Raw genomic sequence first — 19031 nt, forward strand, 5'->3', positions numbered from 1 at the left:
CAAGCGGGTGGGTGAGTTCGAGCTAATCCGCCGCTTCTTCGCCGCCGCGCCCTGTGCGCAGGCGACCGAAGGAGTCGCCCTGGGCATCGGCGACGACTGTGCCCTGCTGCAACTGCCAGCCGGCGAACAACTGGCGGTGTCTACCGACACCCTGGTCGCCGGCGTGCATTTCCCCGCATCCCCCGATCCCTTCCTGCTCGGCCAGCGCGCGCTGGCAGTGGCGGCCAGCGACCTGGCAGCCATGGGCGCCACTCCTCTGGGCTTTACCCTGGCCATCACCTTGCCGCAGGCGGACGAAGCCTGGCTGCAGGGGTTTGCCCGTGGTTTGTCGCAGATGGCGCAGAACTGCGGCCTGGCGCTGGTCGGTGGGGATACCACGCGCGGCCCCTTGAGCCTGACCTTGACGGTATTCGGCCGGGTGCCGGCCGGTCAGGCGCTGGTTCGCAGCGGTGCGCGAGCGGGCGATCTACTGTGTGTCGGTGGCGAACTGGGTGATGCGGCCGGTGCTTTGCCGCTGGTGCTGGGCCAGCGCCAGGCGCAGGGCGAGCAGGCCGATTATTTGCTGCGGCGCTACTGGGCGCCGCAGCCGCAGCTTGCTCTAGGGCGGTTGCTGCGCGGCAAGGCCACGGCGGCGCTGGATATCTCTGATGGCCTGCTGGCCGACTGCGGGCATATCGCTGTGGCGTCGGGCCTGGCCTTGCACATCGAGCTCGAACAGCTGCCGTTGTCGTCCGCGCTGCAGGCGATTGCCGGAACGGCTGCACGCGATTGTGCGCTGGCCGGTGGCGATGACTATGTATTGGCGTTTACTCTGCCGCCCGAGCACCTGGCTGCCTTGCAGGCGGCCTGGCCGGCGACCGTGGTGATTGGCCGCGCAATGGCCGGCACAGGGGTGGAGCTGCTGGACGCCAGTGGTGCCGTGATCCAACCGCCACGGGCGGGCTATCAACATTTCGGGAGTTCGGGTGACTGATTCGGTTCGTGTGGCGCCGCAGGTGTGGCGCAATCCCTGGCATTTTCTGGCTTTCGGTTTCGGCTCCGGGCTGATGCCCAAGGCGCCGGGCACCTGGGGCTCGCTGGTGGCCATCCCGTTCATTCCGCTGTGGCAGATGTTGCCGGACTGGGGCTACTGGCTGATGCTCGGCATCACCATGCTGTTCGGCTTCTGGCTGTGCGGGCGGGTCGCCACGGACATGGGCGTGCATGACCATGAAGGCATCGTCTGGGACGAAATGGTCGGCATGTGGATTACCTTGTGGCTGGTGCCAGAGGGGTGGCACTGGATCCTGCTAGGCTTCCTGGTATTCCGCTTCTTCGACATCCTCAAGCCGTGGCCGATCCGCTGGATCGACCGTCATGTGCACGGCGGAGTGGGCATCATGCTCGATGATGTGCTGGCCGGCGTCTTCGCCTGGCTGAGCATGCAGCTGATTGTCTGGGGCGTCGCCTGGTTCTAGGGAGTAGGCATGCGGGTTTGCTGGCTGGGTGTTGTGCTGTTGTCCCTCGGCCTGTCGAGCGTGCAGGCCGAAGAGGCTGTGCCGGCCGAGATCAGGCTGGTCAGTGAACACTGGGCCGGACATACCAATGAGGATGGCAGTGGCCTGGCTTGGGACATCCTGCGGCAGGTGTTCGAGCCGGCCGGGGTCAGGCTGAGTTTCCAGATCGTGCCCTATACCCGTTCCATCGGCCTGGTGCAGCGCGGCGAGGCGGATGCCTGGCTCGGCTCGTACCGTGACGAAGTGACCGAGCGCATTGTCTATCCGCGCTGGCATTACGACTCCGATCAGATCAGCGCCCTGGGCCTGACCAGCCAGCCGCTGCCGACCCTGCAGACGCTTGGTAGCTACCGTCTGGCCTGGATGCGCGGCTACGACTATCAGAACTATCTGCCAGGGCTCGGCAAGTTCCAGGAAGTCGCGCGCCGCAGCGGTATTCTGGGGATGCTCGAGCGTGGTCATGCCGACTTCTATATCGACGCCCTGACCGAGATCGAAGATGTCCTGCGTAGTGCCGAGACTGCGGAACGCTTCCGCATAACCAGGCTGACCGACTTGCCGCTGTATCCCGGCTTTGCCGATACTGCGCGCGGTAAAGCGCTGGCGCATATCTACGACCGGCGCATGGCCGAGCTGGTGCAGAGCGATGCCCTGCGTCCGTTGTTCCAGCGCTGGCAGCAGCCGTACCCCTTCGACAAGGACATGGAGAAACCCGATGCGTTGCCTTGAGTTGCTGACTGCCAGCCTGTTGCTGGTGGTGAGCGCAGTGCTGCATGCCGAACCCCAGGTGCAGGTGGTCGGTCTGTTTCCCAATGCCGCCGTGCTGGTCGTTGATGGCCAGCGCAAGCTGGTCAAGGCCGGTCAGACCGGCCCCGGTGGGGTGAAAGTGCTGAGTGCCGACAGCAAGGGCGCGGTCTTGCTGGTGGATGGTGTGCAGCGCAACTTCAACCTGACGCGCGAGTACAACCAGGCCGGCAGTGCCGGTCCGCAGACTGAGCAGCTCAGCATTACCCGGGGGATTGGCAACCACTTCTGGGTGGCGGGCTCGCTCAACAGCTATCCGGTGCAGTTCCTTGTCGATACCGGCGCGACCTCGGTGGCGATGAACGAGGGGCAGGCCCGGCGCCTGGGCATCGACTATCGCGTGGTCGGTCGGCCGATGGTGGCCAGCACGGCGGGCGGCAATGTACGCGGTTGGCGGATCAAGCTCGACCGGGTCAAGGTCGGCAGCATCGAAGTGCTGGGTGTCGAGGGTGTGGTGCTGGAAGGCGATGCGCCGACCGAAGTGCTGCTCGGCATGAGCTTCCTCAGTCGCGTGCGCTGGCGCGAAGAGAATGGGGTGCTGCTGCTGGAATCGAAAATCTAGCAGCGAGCTCTGCTCGGCAACCCGGCAGCGCAACAGCTTCGCGAGCAGAGCTCGCTTCTACAGTGCTTGCCTGCCGGCTTGCGGGGGCGATCGATCGAATGGCTCGATCCTTATCCCGCACAATTCACGCTGCCAGCCCGGCGGGTGCTGCTGGTACAATGCCGGCCTTTCTGCCGAACACTCAACAGGAGCACCCGGTGTCCGTTGTCTTCGTCGCCGCCTCCCAGCTGCCTACGCCTTTTGCGACTTTCACCATGCACGGCTTCCTCGATGAGGAGACCGGCAAGGAACATGTCGCCCTGACCCTCGGCCAGGTGAACGATGGCGCTCCCGTGCTGGGTCGCCTGCACTCCGAGTGCCTGACCGGCGATGCCCTGTTCAGCCAGCGCTGCGACTGCGGCGCCCAGCTCGAAGCGGCCTTGCGCGCCATCGCCAAAGAGGGCCGCGGCGTGCTCCTGTACCTGCGCCAGGAAGGCCGTGGCATCGGCCTGCTGAACAAGATCCGCGCCTACGAGTTGCAGGATGCGGGTGCCGATACGGTTGAGGCCAACGAGCGCCTGGGCTTCGCCGCCGACCAGCGTGACTATTCGATCTGCCAGCCGATGCTCGATCACCTGGGCATCAGCGCGATCAAGCTGATGACCAACAACCCGCGCAAGGTCAAAGCCCTGGAAGGCTTCGGCGTGCGCGTGGCCGAGCGTCATCCGCTGGAAATCGGCCTCAACGTGCACAACCGCAAGTACCTGACGACCAAGGCCGGCAAGCTCGGCCACATGCTCGGCTTGCAGCACCAGGAAGAGGCCGAGTGACGCGCGCCGAAGTGCGCCGCCGGCTGGCCGGTGAATGGTGGCGTCAGCTCGCCCTGACGCTGGCGCCGCTGCTGGTTCTTGGCTTTTTCTTCGGTGGTCAGCCGCCGGTGCTGGCGCTGCTGGAAATGCCGCTGTTCATTGCCGCGATGATTTCCCTGTTCATCACCTTGCCGCTGTTCTCCGCCTACAAGCGCGCGCTGATCGCCACCCAGCAGGCGCTGGATAGCGCCGATGAGCCGGCGGCCTGGGTCGAGCTGGCGCGCCGCCGGCGCCTGGCCTTTCTCGCCGCTGGTCTGCCCGCTTGGATCGCCGCCGCGGCGCAGTTCACCGGTCTGCATGCGGTGGCGCTGTTCCTCCTCGCCCTGAGCAGCGTGGTGCTGCTCTGCCTGTACCGCATTCCTCGCCAGCTGGCCTGATGCGACTGCTGCTCGGCGCCTGCCTGCTCGCCTGTGCCCTGCCGCTGGCGGCGGTGGAGCGGGTGGTCAGCCTGGCGCCGTCGATGACCGAGATCATGCTCGAGCTGGATGCGGCCGACTTGCTGGTCGGTGTGCTGGATGCCGGCGAGCGCCCGCCGGCCCTGGTGGGTCTGCCTTCACTGGGGCGCCATGAGCAGGTGGAACTGGAAACCCTGCTCAGCCTCAAGCCAGACCTGATCCTGCTCTGGCCGGACAGCGTGACGCCCAGTCAACGCGAACAACTGCGCCTCACCGGCATCCCCCTGCATATCGGCGAGCCGCATGACTTGCAGGAACTGGCCGAGCAGTTCGCCGCAGTCGGTGCGCGCATCGGCCGCGAGCGCCAGGGTCGCGAGTTGGCCGAGCGTTTCCGCGCCGGCCTGCAGCGCCTGCGCCAGACCTACCGCCGCGAGCCGCCGTTGCCGGTGTTCTACCAAGTCTGGCACCAGCCGCTGTACACAATCGGCGGTGGCCAGATCATCAGCGATGCCTTGCGCCTGTGCGGCGCCGAGAATGTCTTCGCCGAGCTGCAGCTGGCCGCGCCGCAGGTCAGCGTCGAGGCTGTGCTGCAGCGCGATCCGGCGGTGATCCTCGCCGGCAGCGTGGCCGAACTGCAGACCTGGCAGGCCTGGCCGCAGCTCAGGGCAACCCGTCGCCAGCAGCTCTGGGCGGTGCCGGACAAAGGCCTAGAGCGGCCCAGTTTCCAGATGCTGGCGGCTACCGAGAAGCTCTGCGAGCTGTTACTCAGAGCACAGCGCAACTAGCTTGATCTGTCGCAAAATGCGGGCCGTGTCTTAACGACATCACCATGGACTGGATCGTAGGAGAAACGGAATGAAAGAACTCTTTATTGCGGCCCTCGCTGTCGTGGCTCTAGCTGGATGTAAAGACGAAGGCGAGTCTTTTGTTGGTCAGTGGAAGAGTAACGATAAGATGGTCGAAACCATTACTGTGACCGAGGCATCTGGCGGTTATCGTGTGGTATCCCACTTTGATAAAGACAAGGAGGGGTATATGGATGTCGAAGTTGTTCTGATCGCCGAGTCAGATAAGCTTCTGGTGCGTCAGGAACAAGGTACGCGTGGTTTGGAAATCGCCGAAGACGGCAAGATGAAAAGTCATCTGCGCCATGGTAAGGACGCCGTTTTTACCAAAGTGAACTGAGCTTTATTCCCCACAAAAGAACCACGCGATTCTCTGCTAGGGCCCCTTTCGGGGCCTTTTGCATTGCCTGTTACAGCTCCGGTGTCCAGACGAAGCCGATCAGTGCGCTGCGGCCTTCCTGGCTGTAGCTGTAGCGCTCACCCTCGTGCTCGTACAGCGAGCGGCTGTAATCCTTGTCCAGCAGGTTATCCAGCTTGGCTTCCAGCTTCAGCTCGGGGGTGGCCTGCCAGCTGCTGCGCAGGGCCAGCAGGCCATAACCGGCTAGCTGGTACTGGTTGTCCGGGTCGTCGTAGCTGCTGCTCACGGCCTGCCAGCTGGCGCCGATGGCGACATCGCCGTAGCTGCGATCCAGGTCCAGGCTCAGGGTGCGCCGCGCACGGCGGTTGAGGGTGTGGCCGCTGTCGCGGTCGCGCGGGTCGATGAAGGCCACGCCCAGTTGTCCCTGCCAGCCGAACAGTTCCTGCTGCAGCGCGGCCTCGAAACCATGGATGCGCGCCTTGGCGATGTTCTGCGGGATGAAGTCCTGGTCGCTGGCGATGGCGTCCTCGATGTCGGTGCGGTAGACCGAGGCCTCCAGGCGGGTGGTGGCGGCCAGTTGGCTGCGCCACTGCAGCTCGACACTCTTGGAGTGTTCCGGCTGGAGGTCCGGGTTGCTGTAGTCCGGGTAGTACAGGTCGTTGAAGGTCGGCGCGCGGAAGCCTTCGCTGTAGGAGGCGATCAGGTCGTTGCGCTCGTTCAGCGGCAGGGTCAGGGCGCCACTCCAGGTGTTTTCGCTGCCGAACTGCTCGTTCTTGTCGTGGCGCAGGCCCAGTTCGGTGGAAAAGTGCTCGCCGTCGTAGCGGTGCTGGATGAAGGCGGCCTGGTTCCAGCGCTGTTGCTCGGCGAAGGCGGTGTTGCTGTTGAGCTGGTCTTCGTACCAGTCGGCACCGAGCATCAGACTGTGGCTGTCGCTCAGGCTCAGGGTGTTCAGCCAGTTGACCGAGTCGCGGTAGGTGTTGAACACGCCGCGCTCGTCGCTGAGTTTATCCAGACTCTCTTCGCGGTTTTCGCTGTGGCCGACTTCCAGGCGGCTGTTCCAGGTGTCGTTGAGCTGGGCGTCGAGGTAGCTGGAGACGCTGCTGACGGTGAAGTCACTGTACGGGTCCTGCTCGACCGACTCGAAGGTGGTCATGTCGAAGCGGCCGAAGGGGTTGTCGAACTCGGTACGGCCGCGCTGGTCGAGGACGTTGACGCCGGCTTCCAGTTTGTCGCTGAAGCTGTGGCTGAGGCTCAGGCTGAAGGCCTTGTTGCGGTAGGCGTCGTGATCCTGGTCGGCCGCGTAGGAGGTGCCGGTGCGGTCGATGCCGTTGGTCTCGTCGAGGCTGCCGGCCAGGCTGAAGCGCGTGGCCTCATCGCCACCGGAAATGCCGGCGCTACGCTGCCAGGTGCCCCGGCTGCCATAGCCCACGCGCACGAATGGCTTGAACCCTTCGCCGCTGCTGCGGCGGGTGAAGATCTGCACCACGCCGCCGATGGCATCGGCGCCGTACATGGCCGAGCGCGGTCCGCGCAGCACTTCGATGCGCTCGATCTGCTCGATATTGAGGTGCTGCAGGTTGCTGTCGCCGGAACTGGCCGAGCCGATGCGCATGCCGTCCACCAGCACCAGGCTCTGTGCCGACTTGGTGCCGCGGATATACAGGCTGGCCAGGCTGCCGCTGCCGTTCTGCGTCACCTGCACGCCGGGCACGCGCTGGAGCAGCTCGGTCACCGAGGATGGTTGCAGGCGCTCGATGTCGGCGCGGGTGAACACCGTGCTGGCGGCGCTGCTGGCGCTGCGTTGCTGCACGTCGCGGTTGGCGCTGATCAGGGTTTCGGACAGCTTCAGCGCGGCTTCCTGGTCTTCGGCGGCGAAGGTCGGGGAGGCGGGCAGCAGGGCGATGGCGAGAGCCAGGCGGGGCAGTTTCATCAATGGATCCTCAAAGAGTCGGCAGACTTTTGAGGAGGGCAGGGACAAGCGCCACGACAAGCCGACGCTTGACGGTGATGCCCTCCGCAACACCAGTCGAATCCGTCGAGGCCGGTCTCCGGGCTTGCCACTGAAAGCGAACTTTCCCTGTCGATCGCCTTCCCGGGGAAACTCCCAGTGGCACGTCGATCGACATGGCAGCGCGAGGCTGCGGTGGCTTACCGTTGCGGGGGCAGCGCCGGAATGGCTCGTGACGAGCGCACCGGCTTCCCGTTTAACGCCGGTCGATCACGACGGGCGCACCTTGGCGGAAGTAAAACGTCGCGCACCTTAGTGCGCGGCTGGATGAATTACAAGCGAGTTAAGCCCTGGTTTGGATGAGCGGCATTCATGTGGGCAGTTGCACCAGGCGCTGGCGCACGGCCGCTTCGATGCCGGCTTCGTCCAGGCCGCACTCGGCGAGCATCTGCGCCGGCTTGGCGTGCTCGACGTAGCTGTCCGGCAGGCCCAGGTGCAGCACGGGCTTGAGCAGGTTCTCGGCGGCAAGGAACTCGCTGACCGCCGAACCGGCGCCGCCCATGATGGCGTTTTCCTCGATGGTCACCAGTAGCTCGTGGCTGGCCGCCAGTTCGCGCACCAGGGCCTCGTCCAGCGGTTTGACGAAACGCATGTCGACCACCGTGGCGTCCAGCGTCTCGCCGACCTTGAGCGCTTCGGCCAGCTGCACGCCGAATACCAGCAGGGCGGTTTTCTGGCCGCGTCGGCGAATGACGCCTCGGCCGATTTCCAGCGGTTGCAGCGCCGGGTCGATCGGCGTGTTCGGCCCGCTGCCGCGCGGGTAACGCACCGCCGCCGGGCCATCGAACAGGTAACCGGTGGTGAGCATCTGGCGCAGTTCGTTCTCGTCGCTCGGCGTCATCACCAGCATGCCGGGGATGCAGCGCAGGTAGGAGATATCGAAGCTGCCGGCGTGGGTCGGGCCGTCTTCGCCGACCAGGCCGGCGCGGTCGATGGCGAACAGCACGTCGAGGTGCTGCACGGCCACGTCATGAATCAGCTGGTCGTAGGCGCGCTGCAGGAAGGTCGAGTAGATCGCCACCACCGGTTTGGCGCCCTCGCAGGCCATGCCGGCGGCCAGGGTCACCGCATGCTGCTCGGCGATGGCCACGTCGAAGTAACGCGCGGGGAAACGCTCGCTGAAGGCCACCAGGTCGGAGCCTTCCTTCATCGCCGGGGTGATGCCGACCAGGCGCGGGTCTTCGGCGGCCATGTCGCACAGCCACTGGCCGAACACGCTGGAGTATTTCGGCCCGCTCGGCTTCTTGGCTTCGACAACCGGAGCCTTGATCGGCTCCAGCTTGGTGATCGCGTGGTAGCCGATCGGGTCGGCCTCGGCCGGGGCGAAGCCCTTGCCCTTCTTGGTCACCACATGGAGGAACTGCGGGCCCTCCAGGTCGCGCATATTGCGCAGTGTCGCGACGAGTGTGGGCAGGTCGTGGCCGTCGATCGGGCCGACGTAGTTCCAGCCCAGTTCCTCGAACAGGGTGCCGGGCACCAGCATGCCCTTGGCGTGCTCTTCGACCTTGCGCGCGATCTCCCAGGCGCCGGGCAGGCGCGAGAGGATCTTCTTGCTGCCTTCGCGCATGCTCGAATAAGTACGGCTGGAGATGATCTTGGCCAGGTAGTTGGACAGCCCGCCGACGTTCTTCGAGATCGACATGTCGTTGTCGTTGAGCACCACCAGCATGTCGGCCTTGACGTCCGAGGCGTGGTTGAGCGCCTCGAAGGCCATGCCGGCGGTCAATGCGCCATCGCCGATCACCGCGACCGATTTGCGCCGGCTGCCCTGCATGCGGGCGGCAATGGCCATGCCCAGGGCCGCGCTGATGCTGGTGCTGGAGTGGCCGACGCCGAAGGTGTCGTACTCGCTCTCGCTGCGTCGCGGGAAGGCGGCCAGGCCGTCCTTCTGGCGCAGGCTGGCCATGCGCTCGCGGCGTCCGGTGAGGATCTTGTGCGGGTAGGCTTGATGGCCGACGTCCCACACCAGGCGATCGTCCGGGGTGTCGAAGATGTAGTGCAGGGCGATGGTCAGCTCGATCACCCCGAGGCCGGCGCCGAAGTGCCCGCCGGTCTGGCCCACGCTGTACAGCAGGTACTGGCGCAGCTCGTCGGCGAGGGTTTCCAGCTCGCTCTCGGCCAGGCGGCGCAGGCCGACCGGCGTCTCGGCGCGATCGAGCAGGGGCGTGGCAGGGCGCTCGCGGGGGATCTCGTGGAAAGTTGTGGGCATCAGGCTGATCGTTATAGGCGTACAAAAGATGCGGCAGTTTACCCGAAGCGCCGGGAACTGCCCAAACAAGGTTCGATCAGCGCAATCGGTAGCCCGGATGCAATCCGGGGATGTTCTCCGGGGGGGGGCTGCCCGGATTGCCTCCGGGCTACGGTTAGGAGGCTTAGCTGCGCCGTTCGACGATGTAACGGGCCAGTTCGCGCAGCGGTTCGGCGCTGCTGCCGAACGGGCGCAGGGCATGCAGGGCCTGGTCGCGCAGCTCCAGGGCGTAGGCCTTGGCGGCGTCGAGGCCGAGCAGCGCGGGGTAGGTCGGCTTGTGGTTGGCTTCGTCCTTGCCCTGGGTCTTGCCTAGGGTGGCGGTATCGCTTTCCACGTCGAGAATGTCGTCCTGTACCTGGAACGCCAGGCCGATGGCACGAGCGTAATTCTGCAGCGAGCGCAGCGCGGCATCATCGGCCAGGCCGCTGGCCAGGGCACCCAGTTGCACGCTGGCCTCGATCAGTGCGCCGGTCTTGTGCCGGTGCATGACTTCCAGGGCCGCCTGGTCGAGTCGCTGACCGACCGAGCCGAGGTCGATGGCCTGGCCGCCGACCATCCCGGCCGGGCCGGCGGCGCGCGCCAGGCCGAGGACCATGGACAGGCGCAGGTTGGCGTCCGTCGGGTTGTGTCGCGGATCGGCGAGGGCTTCGAAGGCCAGGCTTTGCAGACCATCGCCGGCGAGAATCGCGCAGGCTTCGTCGAAGGCGATGTGGGTGGTGGGCTGGCCACGGCGCAGGTCGTCGTCGTCCATCGCCGGCAGGTCGTCGTGGACCAGCGAGTAGGCGTGGATCAGCTCCACCGCACAGGCGGCACCATCGGCGCGGTCGAGATCGCCATTCAAGGCTTCGCAGGCGGCATATACCAGCAGCGGGCGGACCCGCTTGCCACCGTTGACCACGCTGTAGCGCATGGCCTGGTAGAGCCGTGCCAGTTCACTGCGCGGGGCATCGAAGAGGCTTTCCAGGGCCGCGTCGACGCGGGTCTGGCAGCGTTGCTGGTAGGTCGCGATCATGCCTGGTCGTCCGCGTCGAAGGGGGCTTCCTCCAGTTGGCCGTCGCGCTCCAGGAGGATCTGTACCTTCTGCTCGGCCTGGGCCAAGGCGGCCTGGCAGTCGCGAGTCAGGCCGATGCCTTGTTCGAAGGCGGTCAGAGAGTCTTCCAGCGACAGTTCACCACCTTCCAGGCGCTCGACCAGCTGTTGCAGGTCGGCGAGGGATTGTTCGAAATCGACGGCGGCTTTCTTGCGGGCCATGGCTAACGCTCTCGTAGGCTCTAAAACGGGCGCGACACTAGCAAAGGCAGAGCCGCACAGCTTGGGTAAATCGGTGGCTCAGAAGCGCAGCACTTCACTGTTGCTGCGGGTCGGGCCGACCATGGGGATCTTCGGCTGCTGCTTGGGTTTGACCGGTGCTTGCGGCAAAGGTGCCGGTTTGCTTGCCACCGGGGGCTGGTTGCGCAGGGGCTCGATGGCGACGGCCAGTTGCTCGACCAGTTGCTGCAGCAGCATGCTCTGCGCCCGTACCTGCTCGGCCGGGCTACCGAAGTGGGCCTGTTCCAGGCGCAGCAGGCGGCTGTCGCGCAGTTGGCCGCTGCGATCGAGCAGGCGCCACTGGGCTTCCAGCACGGCCGGGTGCAGCGGGCCGGAGTCTAGGCGGCTGATGCTCAGCAGCACTTGCACGTCGGGAGTGAAACCGGGGTTGCTCGGGGCCAGCACCAGGCGCTGGCTGTCCAGCCTGGAGGCCAGTTGGCGTAGCAGGACCTGGTCGATATCGGCGGCCAGGCTGCCGGCCCAGCGCGCGTCGTCGGCGGGCACCAGACTGCCGTCGGGCTGGCGCTGGAGCAAGGCCTCGCGCTGCAGGTAGTCGGCGACCGACACCGGCCCGAGCAACACGGCCAGGCCCTGGTTCTGTTGCGGTACGGCGGGGTTGCCGCCATCCAGCTGGTACAGCGGAATCGGTTTATGCGCCGTACAGCCGGCCAGGCCGAGCAGGCTGGTCAGCAGGAGAACAAAGGGAAGGCGCAACACGGTCATCATTTCACCCTGGGGGCCGCAGGTGGCGGCCGGCAGTCATACGCGAACGGGCAGGGGGTTGCCTGCGGCCGCGTATCATCCGTCAAAGCGCCGCCGGACTCCAGCCTGCGCTGCTCAGCGGCCCGTTGTGGCGGGGTTGCCGGCCACCGCTGCCGGCAGGGCACGCACCGCTCTGGCCAGCTGCTGGCCGAGCTGCTCGACCAAGTGGCCTTGTGCCGCCACCTGGCCCTCCAGGCTGCCGTCGTGGGCTTGCTGCAGGTGCAGCAGGTCGCTGGCGCGTTGCTCGCCTCGGGCATCCAGCAGGCGCCAGCGGGCTTCCAGCACCGCTGGCTGCTGCGGGCCGGAATCGAGGCGGCTGATATGCAGGATGATCTGCGCCTGGGCGGGGAAGCCGATGCGGTCCGGGTAGAGCGCCAGGCGGCTGCTGTGCAGGTCGCTGGCCAGGGTGGCGAGCAGCAGTTGGCCGATGTCGTTCTGCAGGCTGCCGGCCCAGCGGCCGCTGGCACTGATGTCGAGGCGCTGGGCGCTGTGGCGCTGGATCAGGCTTTCCCGTTGCAGGTAGTCGGCCAGTTGCAGCGGGCCGAGCAGCACGGCCGGGCCGTTGGTGCTCTGCGTGGGCGGCGTGGCGCTGCCCGGCAGCTGGTAGAACTGCTGGGGCGGCGCGCTGCTGCAGGCACCGAGCAGCAGGAAGGCCACATGCAGGAAGGCGACGTGCAGCAGGCGTTGGCTCATGGCTGGGGTTTCCCGAAGATCAGCGATTGCGGTTGCTGTTCCAGTGTCTCGGCCGCGCGTTGCAGGGCCTTGCTGGCACGACTGAGCTCCTGCAGGGTGTTGCCGAGTTCGTATTGCAGGGTCGATTGCGGGCCGATGCTCTGCCGACCATCGAGCAGCAGGCCGTTGGCCTGTTCCAGGGTCTGCCGGGTGCTGGCAGCGGCCTGGCGGATTTCCACCAGGGTGGCGTTGAGTTCGCCGCTGCTGCGCTGCGCCGAGTCGAGCAGGCCGGGCAGTTGCTGTTCCAGGCGCTGGCTCAGGCGGTCGAGGTTGGCCAGGGTGGCAGCCAGGCTGCTCAGGCCCTGGTGCAGGTCGTCGGAGGTGCTCAGCTTCTCGATCGCCTGCAGGGTGCGGTTAGCCGACTCGATCAGCTCGCCCAGCGGTACTTCGCTCAGGCTTCTGGCCAGGTCCTGCAGCAGATTGGCGGCCTGGTCGATGCGCGAGGGCACGCTGGGGATGCTGGGCAGGTCGACGTCGCTGGGGCTGAACACGTAGCCGGCCTGCTCGGGGAACATGTCCAGCGCAACGATGGCCTTGCCGGTCAGCAGGCTGGGGGTCTGCAGCTGGGCGCGCAGGCCGCGCTTGATCAGTTGCTCGACCACCTGGTCGAAACCACGCTGGCTGGCAGCTTTCTTCGGATCGACCTGGATGATCACCGGCATCACTACGTCCTTGAGCTTGCGGTCATAGGACAGGCGGATCTCGCGCACGCTGCCGATCTTCACGCCGCGGTAGGTCACGTCGGCGCCGACATCCAGGCCATCGAGGGCGCCGGTGAAATACACCACGTACTCGCTGGGTTGGCTGAACCAGCTTTCCCGCGACAGCAGCAGGGCGCCGGCCACCAGCAGAACCAGGCCGCCGAGCAGGAAGCTGCCGATCAGAAAGGGCTTGCGTGTTTCGCTCATGCGTCCTCCGCCTTGAGGAATGTTCCGTTGCGTCCGAGGAAGCGTTGTACTTCCTGCGGGCCGTTGGCCAGCAGTTCGCGCGGGGCGCCGAGGGCGATCTGGGTGCCGGTCTGGCCGTCGAGGAACAGGCAGGTGTCGGCCACCGCGAAGATGCTCGGCAGCTCGTGGGTGACCAGCACGATACTGGAGCCGAGGCTGTCGCGCAGCTGCAGGATCAGTTCATCGAGGGCCTTGGAGCTGATCGGGTCGAGGCCGGCCGAAGGCTCGTCGAAGAACAGCACCTGCGGATCGAGAGACAGGGCGCGGGCCAGCGCCGCGCGTTTGCGCATGCCGCCGGACAGTTCGGCCGGGTACAGCTCGTCGCAGCCGCCGAGGCCGACCAGGTTGAGTTTGAGCGCGGCCAGCTCATCCAGCTCGGCGCGGCCGAGGTTGGGGCGGTAGGTTTCCAGCGGCAGGCAGATGTTCTCGCGCAGGGTCATCGAGCCCCATAGCGCGCTGTTCTGGTAGAGCACGCCGAAGTGTTGCAGCAGCTCGGCCCGGCGCGCCTCGTCCTGTGCCCAGAAATCCTCACCGTGGAACAGTACGCGCCCGCCCAGCGGCGCCTGCAGGCCGATCAGGTGGCGCAGCACGGTGCTCTTGCCGCAGCCGCTGCCGCCCATGATGACGAACACTTCGCCGCGCTGGATGCTGAAATTGAGGTCGTGCTGGATCACCCGCGTGCCATAGCCGGCGTCCAGCTGTTCCACGGTCAGCACGGCATCACTCACGTCAGATTCCTACTTGGGTGCAGATCAGGGTGATCAGCGCGTCGCTGACCACCAGGGCGACGATAATGCTGACCACCGCGCGGGTGGTGGCCTGGCCCACGGCCTGGGCGTTGCGTCCGCTGGCCAGGCCGTAATGACAGCCGATCAGACCGATCAGCACGGCGAACACCAGGCTCTTGAAGATGCCGAGCAGGAAGTCGGTGAGGCTGAGCATCTCCAGGCTCTGGTTGAGGTACTGGGTGGCGGAGATGTCGAACAGCCCGGCGCCGATGATGAAGCCGCCGAGGATGCCGAGGAGGTCGGCGAACACGCAGAGCAGCGGCATGGCCACTAGCAACGCCAGCAGGCGCGGCAGCACGAGGAAGTCCAGTGGCGGGAAGCCGAAGGTCTTCAGCGCGTCGATTTCCTCGTTGGCCTGCATGCTGCCCAGCTCGGCGGCATAGGCCGCGCCGGTGCGCCCGGCCATGATCACCGCGGTCATCAGCGCGCCCATCTCGCGGGTCATGCCGATGGCCACCATATTGGCGATGTACAGCTGGGCACCGAAGGCCTCCAGCTGGGCCGCGCCGACGAAGGCGAGGATCAGCCCGACCAGGCTGGCGATCAGCGCGACAATCGGCAGGGCGCCGGGGCCGCATTGCTGCAGGGCCAGCCAGAAATCGCCGGCGCGCAGGCGCGAGCGGCCCTGCAGCAGGCGCAGCAGAGCCAGGCAGACTTCGCCGAGGAAGGTGCAACTGTTGGTCAGGGTGGTCAGCAGGTCGAGAAAGCCCTGGCCCATGCGGCTCAGGGGATTGCGGCTGGCGCTGACTTTATCGGCGGCCTTGATCGGGTGGGCGCTGCCCATCTGCAGCAGGCGTTCCACGCCATCGGGCAGCTCCAGCCAGTGCAGTGTCAGCTGACGCTCCTCGGCCAGGCGCTGCACGCGCCGCAGCAGGGCCAGCAGGCTGCTGTCCCAGGCGCTGACGGCGACCCGCACGGGCAGCTCGGCGCCTACGACCGAATAGGCATCGAGCACCGCCAACAGGTCCGGCTTGCGCGCGTGCAGGGTCCACTGGCCGCTGACGCACAAGTGCGTCTGGCCCTGCGGGGTCTCCTGCCAGCGCAGCTCGGCTGTGGCGGCGTCCATGTCTTGATCCTCTTGGGGCGAGTTCACTATCCCGCGCAGGCTGCACTGTGCGCAGCGCAACCCCTGCGGGACCCTGGTGCGCACGGCGCACCCTACGCGCGTCCCTTAACCGGCGGGCACCTCGACCAGCAGCGCGTCGACCCGTTGGAAGCCGCGTGGCAGCTTGTTGCCACGCCGGCCGCGCTCGCCCTTGTAGTGCTCCAGATCGTCCGGCTTGAGCGACAGGGTACGCTTACCAGCCTGCAATACCAGGGTGGCGCCGTTGGGCAGCACGGCCAGGTCGGTGAGGTACTCCTCGCGGCTGGCCACGCGCTCACCGGGGATGCCGATGATCTTGTTGCCCTTGCCTTTGCCCAGCTGCGGCAGGTCGGCACACTTAAATAACAGGAGACGGCCTTCGGTGGTCACCGCGGCCAGCCAGTCTTCCTCGCGGTTGGCCAGCGGTTTGGGCGGGACGACCAACGCGCCGTTGGGCAAGGTCAGCAGGGTCTTGCCGGCCTTGTTCTTGGCCTGCAGGTCCTCGCCCTTGACCACGAAACCATAGCCGGCGTCCGAGGCGATCACGTACAGGGCGTTGTCATCGGGCAGCAGCACGCATTCGAAGGTCGCGCCCGGCGGCGGTTGCAGACGGCCGGTGAGCGGTTCGCCCTGGCCGCGCGCGGAAGGCAGGGTGTGTGCCGGCAGCGAGTAGCTGCGCCCGGTGTTGTCGATAAACACGGCGAACTGGTTGGAACGGCCCGGTGCGGCGGTCTTGAAGCCGTCACCGGCCTTGTAGGAGAGGCCGGTGGCGTCGATGTCGTGGCCCTTGGCGCAGCGCACCCAGCCTTTTTCCGAGAGCACCACGGTAACCGGTTCGGTCGGCAGCAGCTCGTTCTCGCTGAGGGCCTTGGCTTCGGCGCGAGCGACGATGGGCGAGCGGCGGTCGTCGCCGTACTTCTCGGCGTCGTCGAGGATTTCCTGGCGCACCAGTTTCTTCAGCTTGGCTTCGCTGCCGAGCAGGGCCAGCAGCTTGGCGCGCTCCTTGGCCAGTTCGTCCTGCTCGCCACGGATCTTCATTTCCTCGAGACGCGCCAGCTGACGCAGGCGGGTGTCGAGGATGTAGTCGGCCTGGATCTCGGTGAGGCCGAAGCGCGCCATCAGCACCGGCTTGGGCTGATCTTCGGTGCGGATGATGTGGATGACTTCATCCAGGTTGAGGAAGGCGGTGAGCAAGCCTTCCAACAGGTGCAGGCGGCGCTCGACCTTGTCCAGGCGGAACTGCAGGCGACGGCGCACGGTGCCGACGCGGTACACCAGCCACTCGGTCAGCAGGGTGCGCAGGTCTTTCACTGACGGCTTGCCATCGAGGCCGATGACGTTGGTGTTGACCCGGTAGCTGGACTCCAGCTCGGTGGTGGCAAACAGGTGCTGCATCAGCTCGTCGGCATCCACCCGGTTGGAGCGCGGGATGATGACGATGCGGCACGGGTGCTCGTGGTCCGACTCGTCGCGCAGGTCGGCGACCATCGGCAGCTTCTTGGCCTGCATCTGCGCGGCGATCTGTTCCAGCACCTTGGCCCCGGAAACCTGGTGCGGCAGGGCGGTGACCACGATATCGCCGTCCTCGACGCGGTACACGGCGCGCATGCGCACCGAACCCTTGCCGGTCTCGTAGATCTTCAGCAGATCGCTGCGCGGGGTAATGACTTCCGCCTCGGTGGGGAAGTCCGGGCCGAGAATGTGTTCACAGAGCTGCTCGACGGTGGCGTTTGGCTCGTCGAGCAGGCGCACGCAGGCGCTGGCGACTTCGCGCAGGTTGTGCGGCGGCACGTCGGTGGCCATGCCCACGGCGATGCCGGTGGTGCCGTTGAGCAGGATGTTCGGCAGGCGCGCCGGCAGGGTCGCCGGCTCGTCGAGGGTGCCGTCGAAGTTCGGCACCCAGTCGACGGTGCCCTGGCCCAGCTCGGCCAGCAGCACTTCCGAGTAGCGCGACAGGCGCGCCTCGGTGTAACGCATGGCGGCGAAGGACTTCGGATCGTCCGGCGCACCCCAGTTGCCCTGGCCGTCGACCAGGGTGTAGCGGTAGCTGAATGGCTGGGCCATCAGCACCATGGCCTCGTAGCAGGCGCTGTCGCCGTGCGGGTGGAACTTGCCGAGCACGTCACCGACGGTACGCGCCGACTTCTTGTGCTTGGAATCGGCGTCCAGGCCCAACTCGCTCATGGCGTAGACGATGCGTCGTTGCACCGGCTTGAGGCCATCGCCGATATGCGGCAGGGCGCGATCCATGATCACGTACATGGAGTAGTTGAGATAAGCCTGCTCGGTGAAATCGGCGAGGGAACGTCGTTCCACGCCTTCCAGGCTCAAATCGAGGGAGTCGCTCATGCGTGCCTCAGGGTCATTTCAGTGAAGTCGATTGGCGCAGCACCAGGGTGCCGCCCTTCTGAGTGAATTCGAGTTGCTTGAGGGCGCTCATGCCGAGCAGCACCTCGTCGCCGTCCATGCCGGGGGTGATCAGCGCGGCCACATCGCGCAGCTGGATATCGCCCAGTTGCAGGGAGGCCAGGCGGGTGCGCTGGCCGGTCACCGTGCCGTTGGCGGTGCGGATCTGTACCGGCGCGCCGGGCTCCAGGCGCAGCTGGGCGGCCAGCTCGGCGGGGATCGCCACGGCACTGGCACCGGTGTCGAGGAGGAAGGTCAGGGTCTGGCCGTTGATCTTGCCATCCAGCAAATAGTGGCCACTACGGCCGCTGGCCAGGCGCACTTCGATATAGCCATCGCCATGCAGTGACTGCGGGGCGCGATTGGGGTTGTCGCGCTGGTCTTCCCAGTTGCCGAACCAGTAGGTGGCCAGCGCCAGGGCGAAGATCCAGGCCAGGATCAGCATGATGCGCCCGGCGCGTTGGCCGGCAGGTCTGTCGCTCACGGTGCGCTCCAGCCGCCGGCCGGCGCCTTGAAGTGCCAGAGCAGCGGGCGGCTTTCGCCGTCGGCGCGGGCCTGGTCGTTGTTGTCCAGGCCCAGCCAGGCGCCGTCCTTGTCCAGCCACAGGGCCTCGGCGTTGCCGTAGGGCTCGGGGTAGCTGCGACCGTCGGCCAGGGCCGCGGCGCTGAAGGACCAGCATTTCTGCTCCGCGCCTGTGGTCAAGTCGCGGCGGCAGATGCGCTGTTCCAGGCGCTCCAGGGTGAACAGTCTGCCATCGTGGAAGGCCAGGTCGCCGAAGCTGCGCGGATGGCGCTGGTCGCTCTGCGGGGTAAGCGGCGAGCGCAGCTGGCCGGCTTCCGACATCAGGATGCAGCCGCCGGTGCAGCGCCAGCGGCCCTTGTCCTTGTGCAGCACTAGCAGGCCTCGGCGCTCGCGCTCGGCGGCCAGCCACAGGCGCTCGCCGGCCTGATCGACGACCAGGCCTTCGAGCAGCGCGTTGTGGCGCAGCAGCATGCCGCTGGCGCGGGCCTGGCGGAGCAGTTCGTCCGGCAGCGCCAGCCATTCGGCCATACCGCTGGGGCCAACCTGCAGCAGGGCGGTATGCGCCTCGCTGAGCAGGTAGCGGTTGCCCTTGGCGTCGCAGCTGATGCTCTCGAAGTCCAGCTCGCCGCCGCGCACCAGGTTGGCTGCCCAGGTGCGCATGCGCAGGCCCCAGGGCAGCGCGCTGCGCGGTACCGGCGACGCGGCGAAGGTCTCGGCCTCGGCCTGCCAGGCAGCATCGCCGGGAACCAAGCGATACAGGCGCTCGTCCTCGCGGTCGGACACCGCCAGCCATTCCGCGCCGCAGCGGGTCAGGCCGGACAGGTTACCGCCGGCCATGCCGTCCACCGGGTACTCGGCCAGCAGCTCAAGTTCGACTGGTTGCACGGGCTGCTCGGCCGCTGCCGCCATACAGGCGAA

At 66.6% G+C, this 19031-nt stretch carries 20 protein-coding genes and 1 riboswitch; of the genes, 8 read left to right on the top strand and 12 right to left on the bottom strand.

Going from position 1 to position 19031, the window contains the following annotated elements:
- Positions 1 to 7 precede the first annotated feature (7 nt).
- From thiL to HNE05_RS03115, 8 genes are all read left to right on the top strand, one after another.
- Complete coding sequence (thiL, locus tag HNE05_RS03080; RefSeq protein WP_173203219.1) at positions 8 to 973, top strand: thiamine-phosphate kinase; 966 nt, start codon at positions 8 to 10, stop codon at positions 971 to 973.
- Positions 966 to 1457 carry a phosphatidylglycerophosphatase A family protein gene (locus HNE05_RS03085; RefSeq protein ID WP_240008808.1) on the top strand — a complete coding sequence of 164 codons (492 nt, stop codon included), beginning with the start codon at positions 966 to 968 and terminating at the stop codon, positions 1455 to 1457. Before thiL ends, HNE05_RS03085 begins: the two co-directional genes overlap by 8 nt.
- 9 nt (positions 1458 to 1466) lie before the next feature.
- Positions 1467 to 2225: a substrate-binding periplasmic protein gene (locus HNE05_RS03090; RefSeq protein WP_173203221.1), complete on the top strand. Its 759-nt coding sequence runs from the start codon at positions 1467 to 1469 to the stop codon at positions 2223 to 2225.
- A complete protein-coding gene (locus tag HNE05_RS03095) occupies positions 2212 to 2862 on the top strand; it encodes a retropepsin-like aspartic protease family protein (RefSeq protein WP_173203223.1) in 651 nt (216 codons plus the stop codon). The genes HNE05_RS03090 and HNE05_RS03095 overlap by 14 nt, the downstream gene beginning before the upstream one ends.
- A gap of 197 nt (positions 2863 to 3059) precedes the next feature.
- Positions 3060 to 3671 carry a GTP cyclohydrolase II gene (gene ribA / locus HNE05_RS03100; RefSeq protein ID WP_173203225.1) on the top strand — a complete coding sequence of 204 codons (612 nt, stop codon included), beginning with the start codon at positions 3060 to 3062 and terminating at the stop codon, positions 3669 to 3671.
- A complete protein-coding gene (locus HNE05_RS03105) occupies positions 3668 to 4087 on the top strand; it encodes an MFS transporter (RefSeq protein WP_173203227.1) in 420 nt (139 codons plus the stop codon). The genes ribA and HNE05_RS03105 overlap by 4 nt, the downstream gene beginning before the upstream one ends.
- Positions 4087 to 4890 carry a cobalamin-binding protein gene (locus HNE05_RS03110; RefSeq protein ID WP_173203229.1) on the top strand — a complete coding sequence of 268 codons (804 nt, stop codon included), beginning with the start codon at positions 4087 to 4089 and terminating at the stop codon, positions 4888 to 4890. The genes HNE05_RS03105 and HNE05_RS03110 overlap by 1 nt, the downstream gene beginning before the upstream one ends.
- Positions 4891 to 4960: 70 nt before the next feature.
- Positions 4961 to 5290, top strand: a complete 330-nt coding sequence (locus HNE05_RS03115) for a hypothetical protein (protein WP_173203231.1) — start codon at positions 4961 to 4963, stop codon at positions 5288 to 5290.
- Between the two features lie 70 nt (positions 5291 to 5360).
- On the opposite strand, the gene HNE05_RS03120 is transcribed toward HNE05_RS03115, so the two are convergent.
- The 12 genes from HNE05_RS03120 to HNE05_RS03175 all read right to left on the bottom strand — a co-directional run bounded on the left by HNE05_RS03120 (position 5361) and on the right by HNE05_RS03175 (position 19022).
- A complete protein-coding gene (locus tag HNE05_RS03120; RefSeq protein ID WP_173203233.1) occupies positions 5361 to 7238 on the bottom strand; it encodes a TonB-dependent receptor domain-containing protein in 1878 nt (625 codons plus the stop codon).
- A gap of 92 nt (positions 7239 to 7330) precedes the next feature.
- Positions 7331 to 7560: riboswitch (cobalamin riboswitch) on the bottom strand.
- A gap of 66 nt (positions 7561 to 7626) precedes the next feature.
- Positions 7627 to 9525 (bottom strand): 1-deoxy-D-xylulose-5-phosphate synthase, encoded by a 1899-nt coding sequence (gene dxs / locus HNE05_RS03125; RefSeq protein WP_173203235.1) that lies wholly within the window; start codon positions 9523 to 9525, stop codon positions 7627 to 7629.
- A 163-nt stretch (positions 9526 to 9688) separates the two neighbouring features.
- Complete coding sequence (gene ispA, locus HNE05_RS03130; RefSeq protein ID WP_173203237.1) at positions 9689 to 10576, bottom strand: (2E,6E)-farnesyl diphosphate synthase; 888 nt, start codon at positions 10574 to 10576, stop codon at positions 9689 to 9691.
- Positions 10573 to 10815 (bottom strand): exodeoxyribonuclease VII small subunit, encoded by a 243-nt coding sequence (locus tag HNE05_RS03135; protein ID WP_173203240.1) that lies wholly within the window; start codon positions 10813 to 10815, stop codon positions 10573 to 10575. Before HNE05_RS03135 ends, ispA begins: the two co-directional genes overlap by 4 nt.
- Before the next feature lie 78 nt (positions 10816 to 10893).
- Positions 10894 to 11595: a PqiC family protein gene (locus HNE05_RS03140; RefSeq protein WP_173203242.1), complete on the bottom strand. Its 702-nt coding sequence runs from the start codon at positions 11593 to 11595 to the stop codon at positions 10894 to 10896.
- A gap of 114 nt (positions 11596 to 11709) precedes the next feature.
- Positions 11710 to 12327 carry a PqiC family protein gene (locus tag HNE05_RS03145; protein ID WP_173203244.1) on the bottom strand — a complete coding sequence of 206 codons (618 nt, stop codon included), beginning with the start codon at positions 12325 to 12327 and terminating at the stop codon, positions 11710 to 11712.
- Positions 12324 to 13274 (bottom strand): MlaD family protein, encoded by a 951-nt coding sequence (locus HNE05_RS03150; protein ID WP_173203246.1) that lies wholly within the window; start codon positions 13272 to 13274, stop codon positions 12324 to 12326. The genes HNE05_RS03145 and HNE05_RS03150 overlap by 4 nt, the downstream gene beginning before the upstream one ends.
- A complete protein-coding gene (locus HNE05_RS03155) occupies positions 13271 to 14041 on the bottom strand; it encodes an ABC transporter ATP-binding protein (RefSeq protein WP_173203248.1) in 771 nt (256 codons plus the stop codon). The genes HNE05_RS03150 and HNE05_RS03155 overlap by 4 nt, the downstream gene beginning before the upstream one ends.
- A 1-nt stretch (position 14042) precedes the next feature.
- Positions 14043 to 15167: an ABC transporter permease gene (locus HNE05_RS03160; protein WP_173203250.1), complete on the bottom strand. Its 1125-nt coding sequence runs from the start codon at positions 15165 to 15167 to the stop codon at positions 14043 to 14045.
- Between the two features lie 105 nt (positions 15168 to 15272).
- Positions 15273 to 17534 carry a DNA topoisomerase IV subunit A gene (gene parC, locus HNE05_RS03165; protein WP_173203252.1) on the bottom strand — a complete coding sequence of 754 codons (2262 nt, stop codon included), beginning with the start codon at positions 17532 to 17534 and terminating at the stop codon, positions 15273 to 15275.
- Positions 17535 to 17547: 13 nt separating this feature from the next.
- Entirely contained in the window at positions 17548 to 18036 is a 489-nt protein-coding gene (locus tag HNE05_RS03170) for a retropepsin-like aspartic protease family protein (protein ID WP_420826998.1), read from the bottom strand.
- A 35-nt stretch (positions 18037 to 18071) separates the two neighbouring features.
- The gene (locus tag HNE05_RS03175; protein ID WP_173211590.1) at positions 18072 to 19022 is read right to left on the bottom strand and encodes an esterase-like activity of phytase family protein; all 951 of its coding nucleotides are present in this window, start codon (positions 19020 to 19022) and stop codon (positions 18072 to 18074) included.
- Positions 19023 to 19031: the final 9 nt, after the last annotated feature.

Origin of the sequence: Pseudomonas campi (genome assembly GCF_013200955.2) — a bacterium.
GTDB classification, from domain to species: domain Bacteria; phylum Pseudomonadota; class Gammaproteobacteria; order Pseudomonadales; family Pseudomonadaceae; genus Aquipseudomonas; species Aquipseudomonas campi.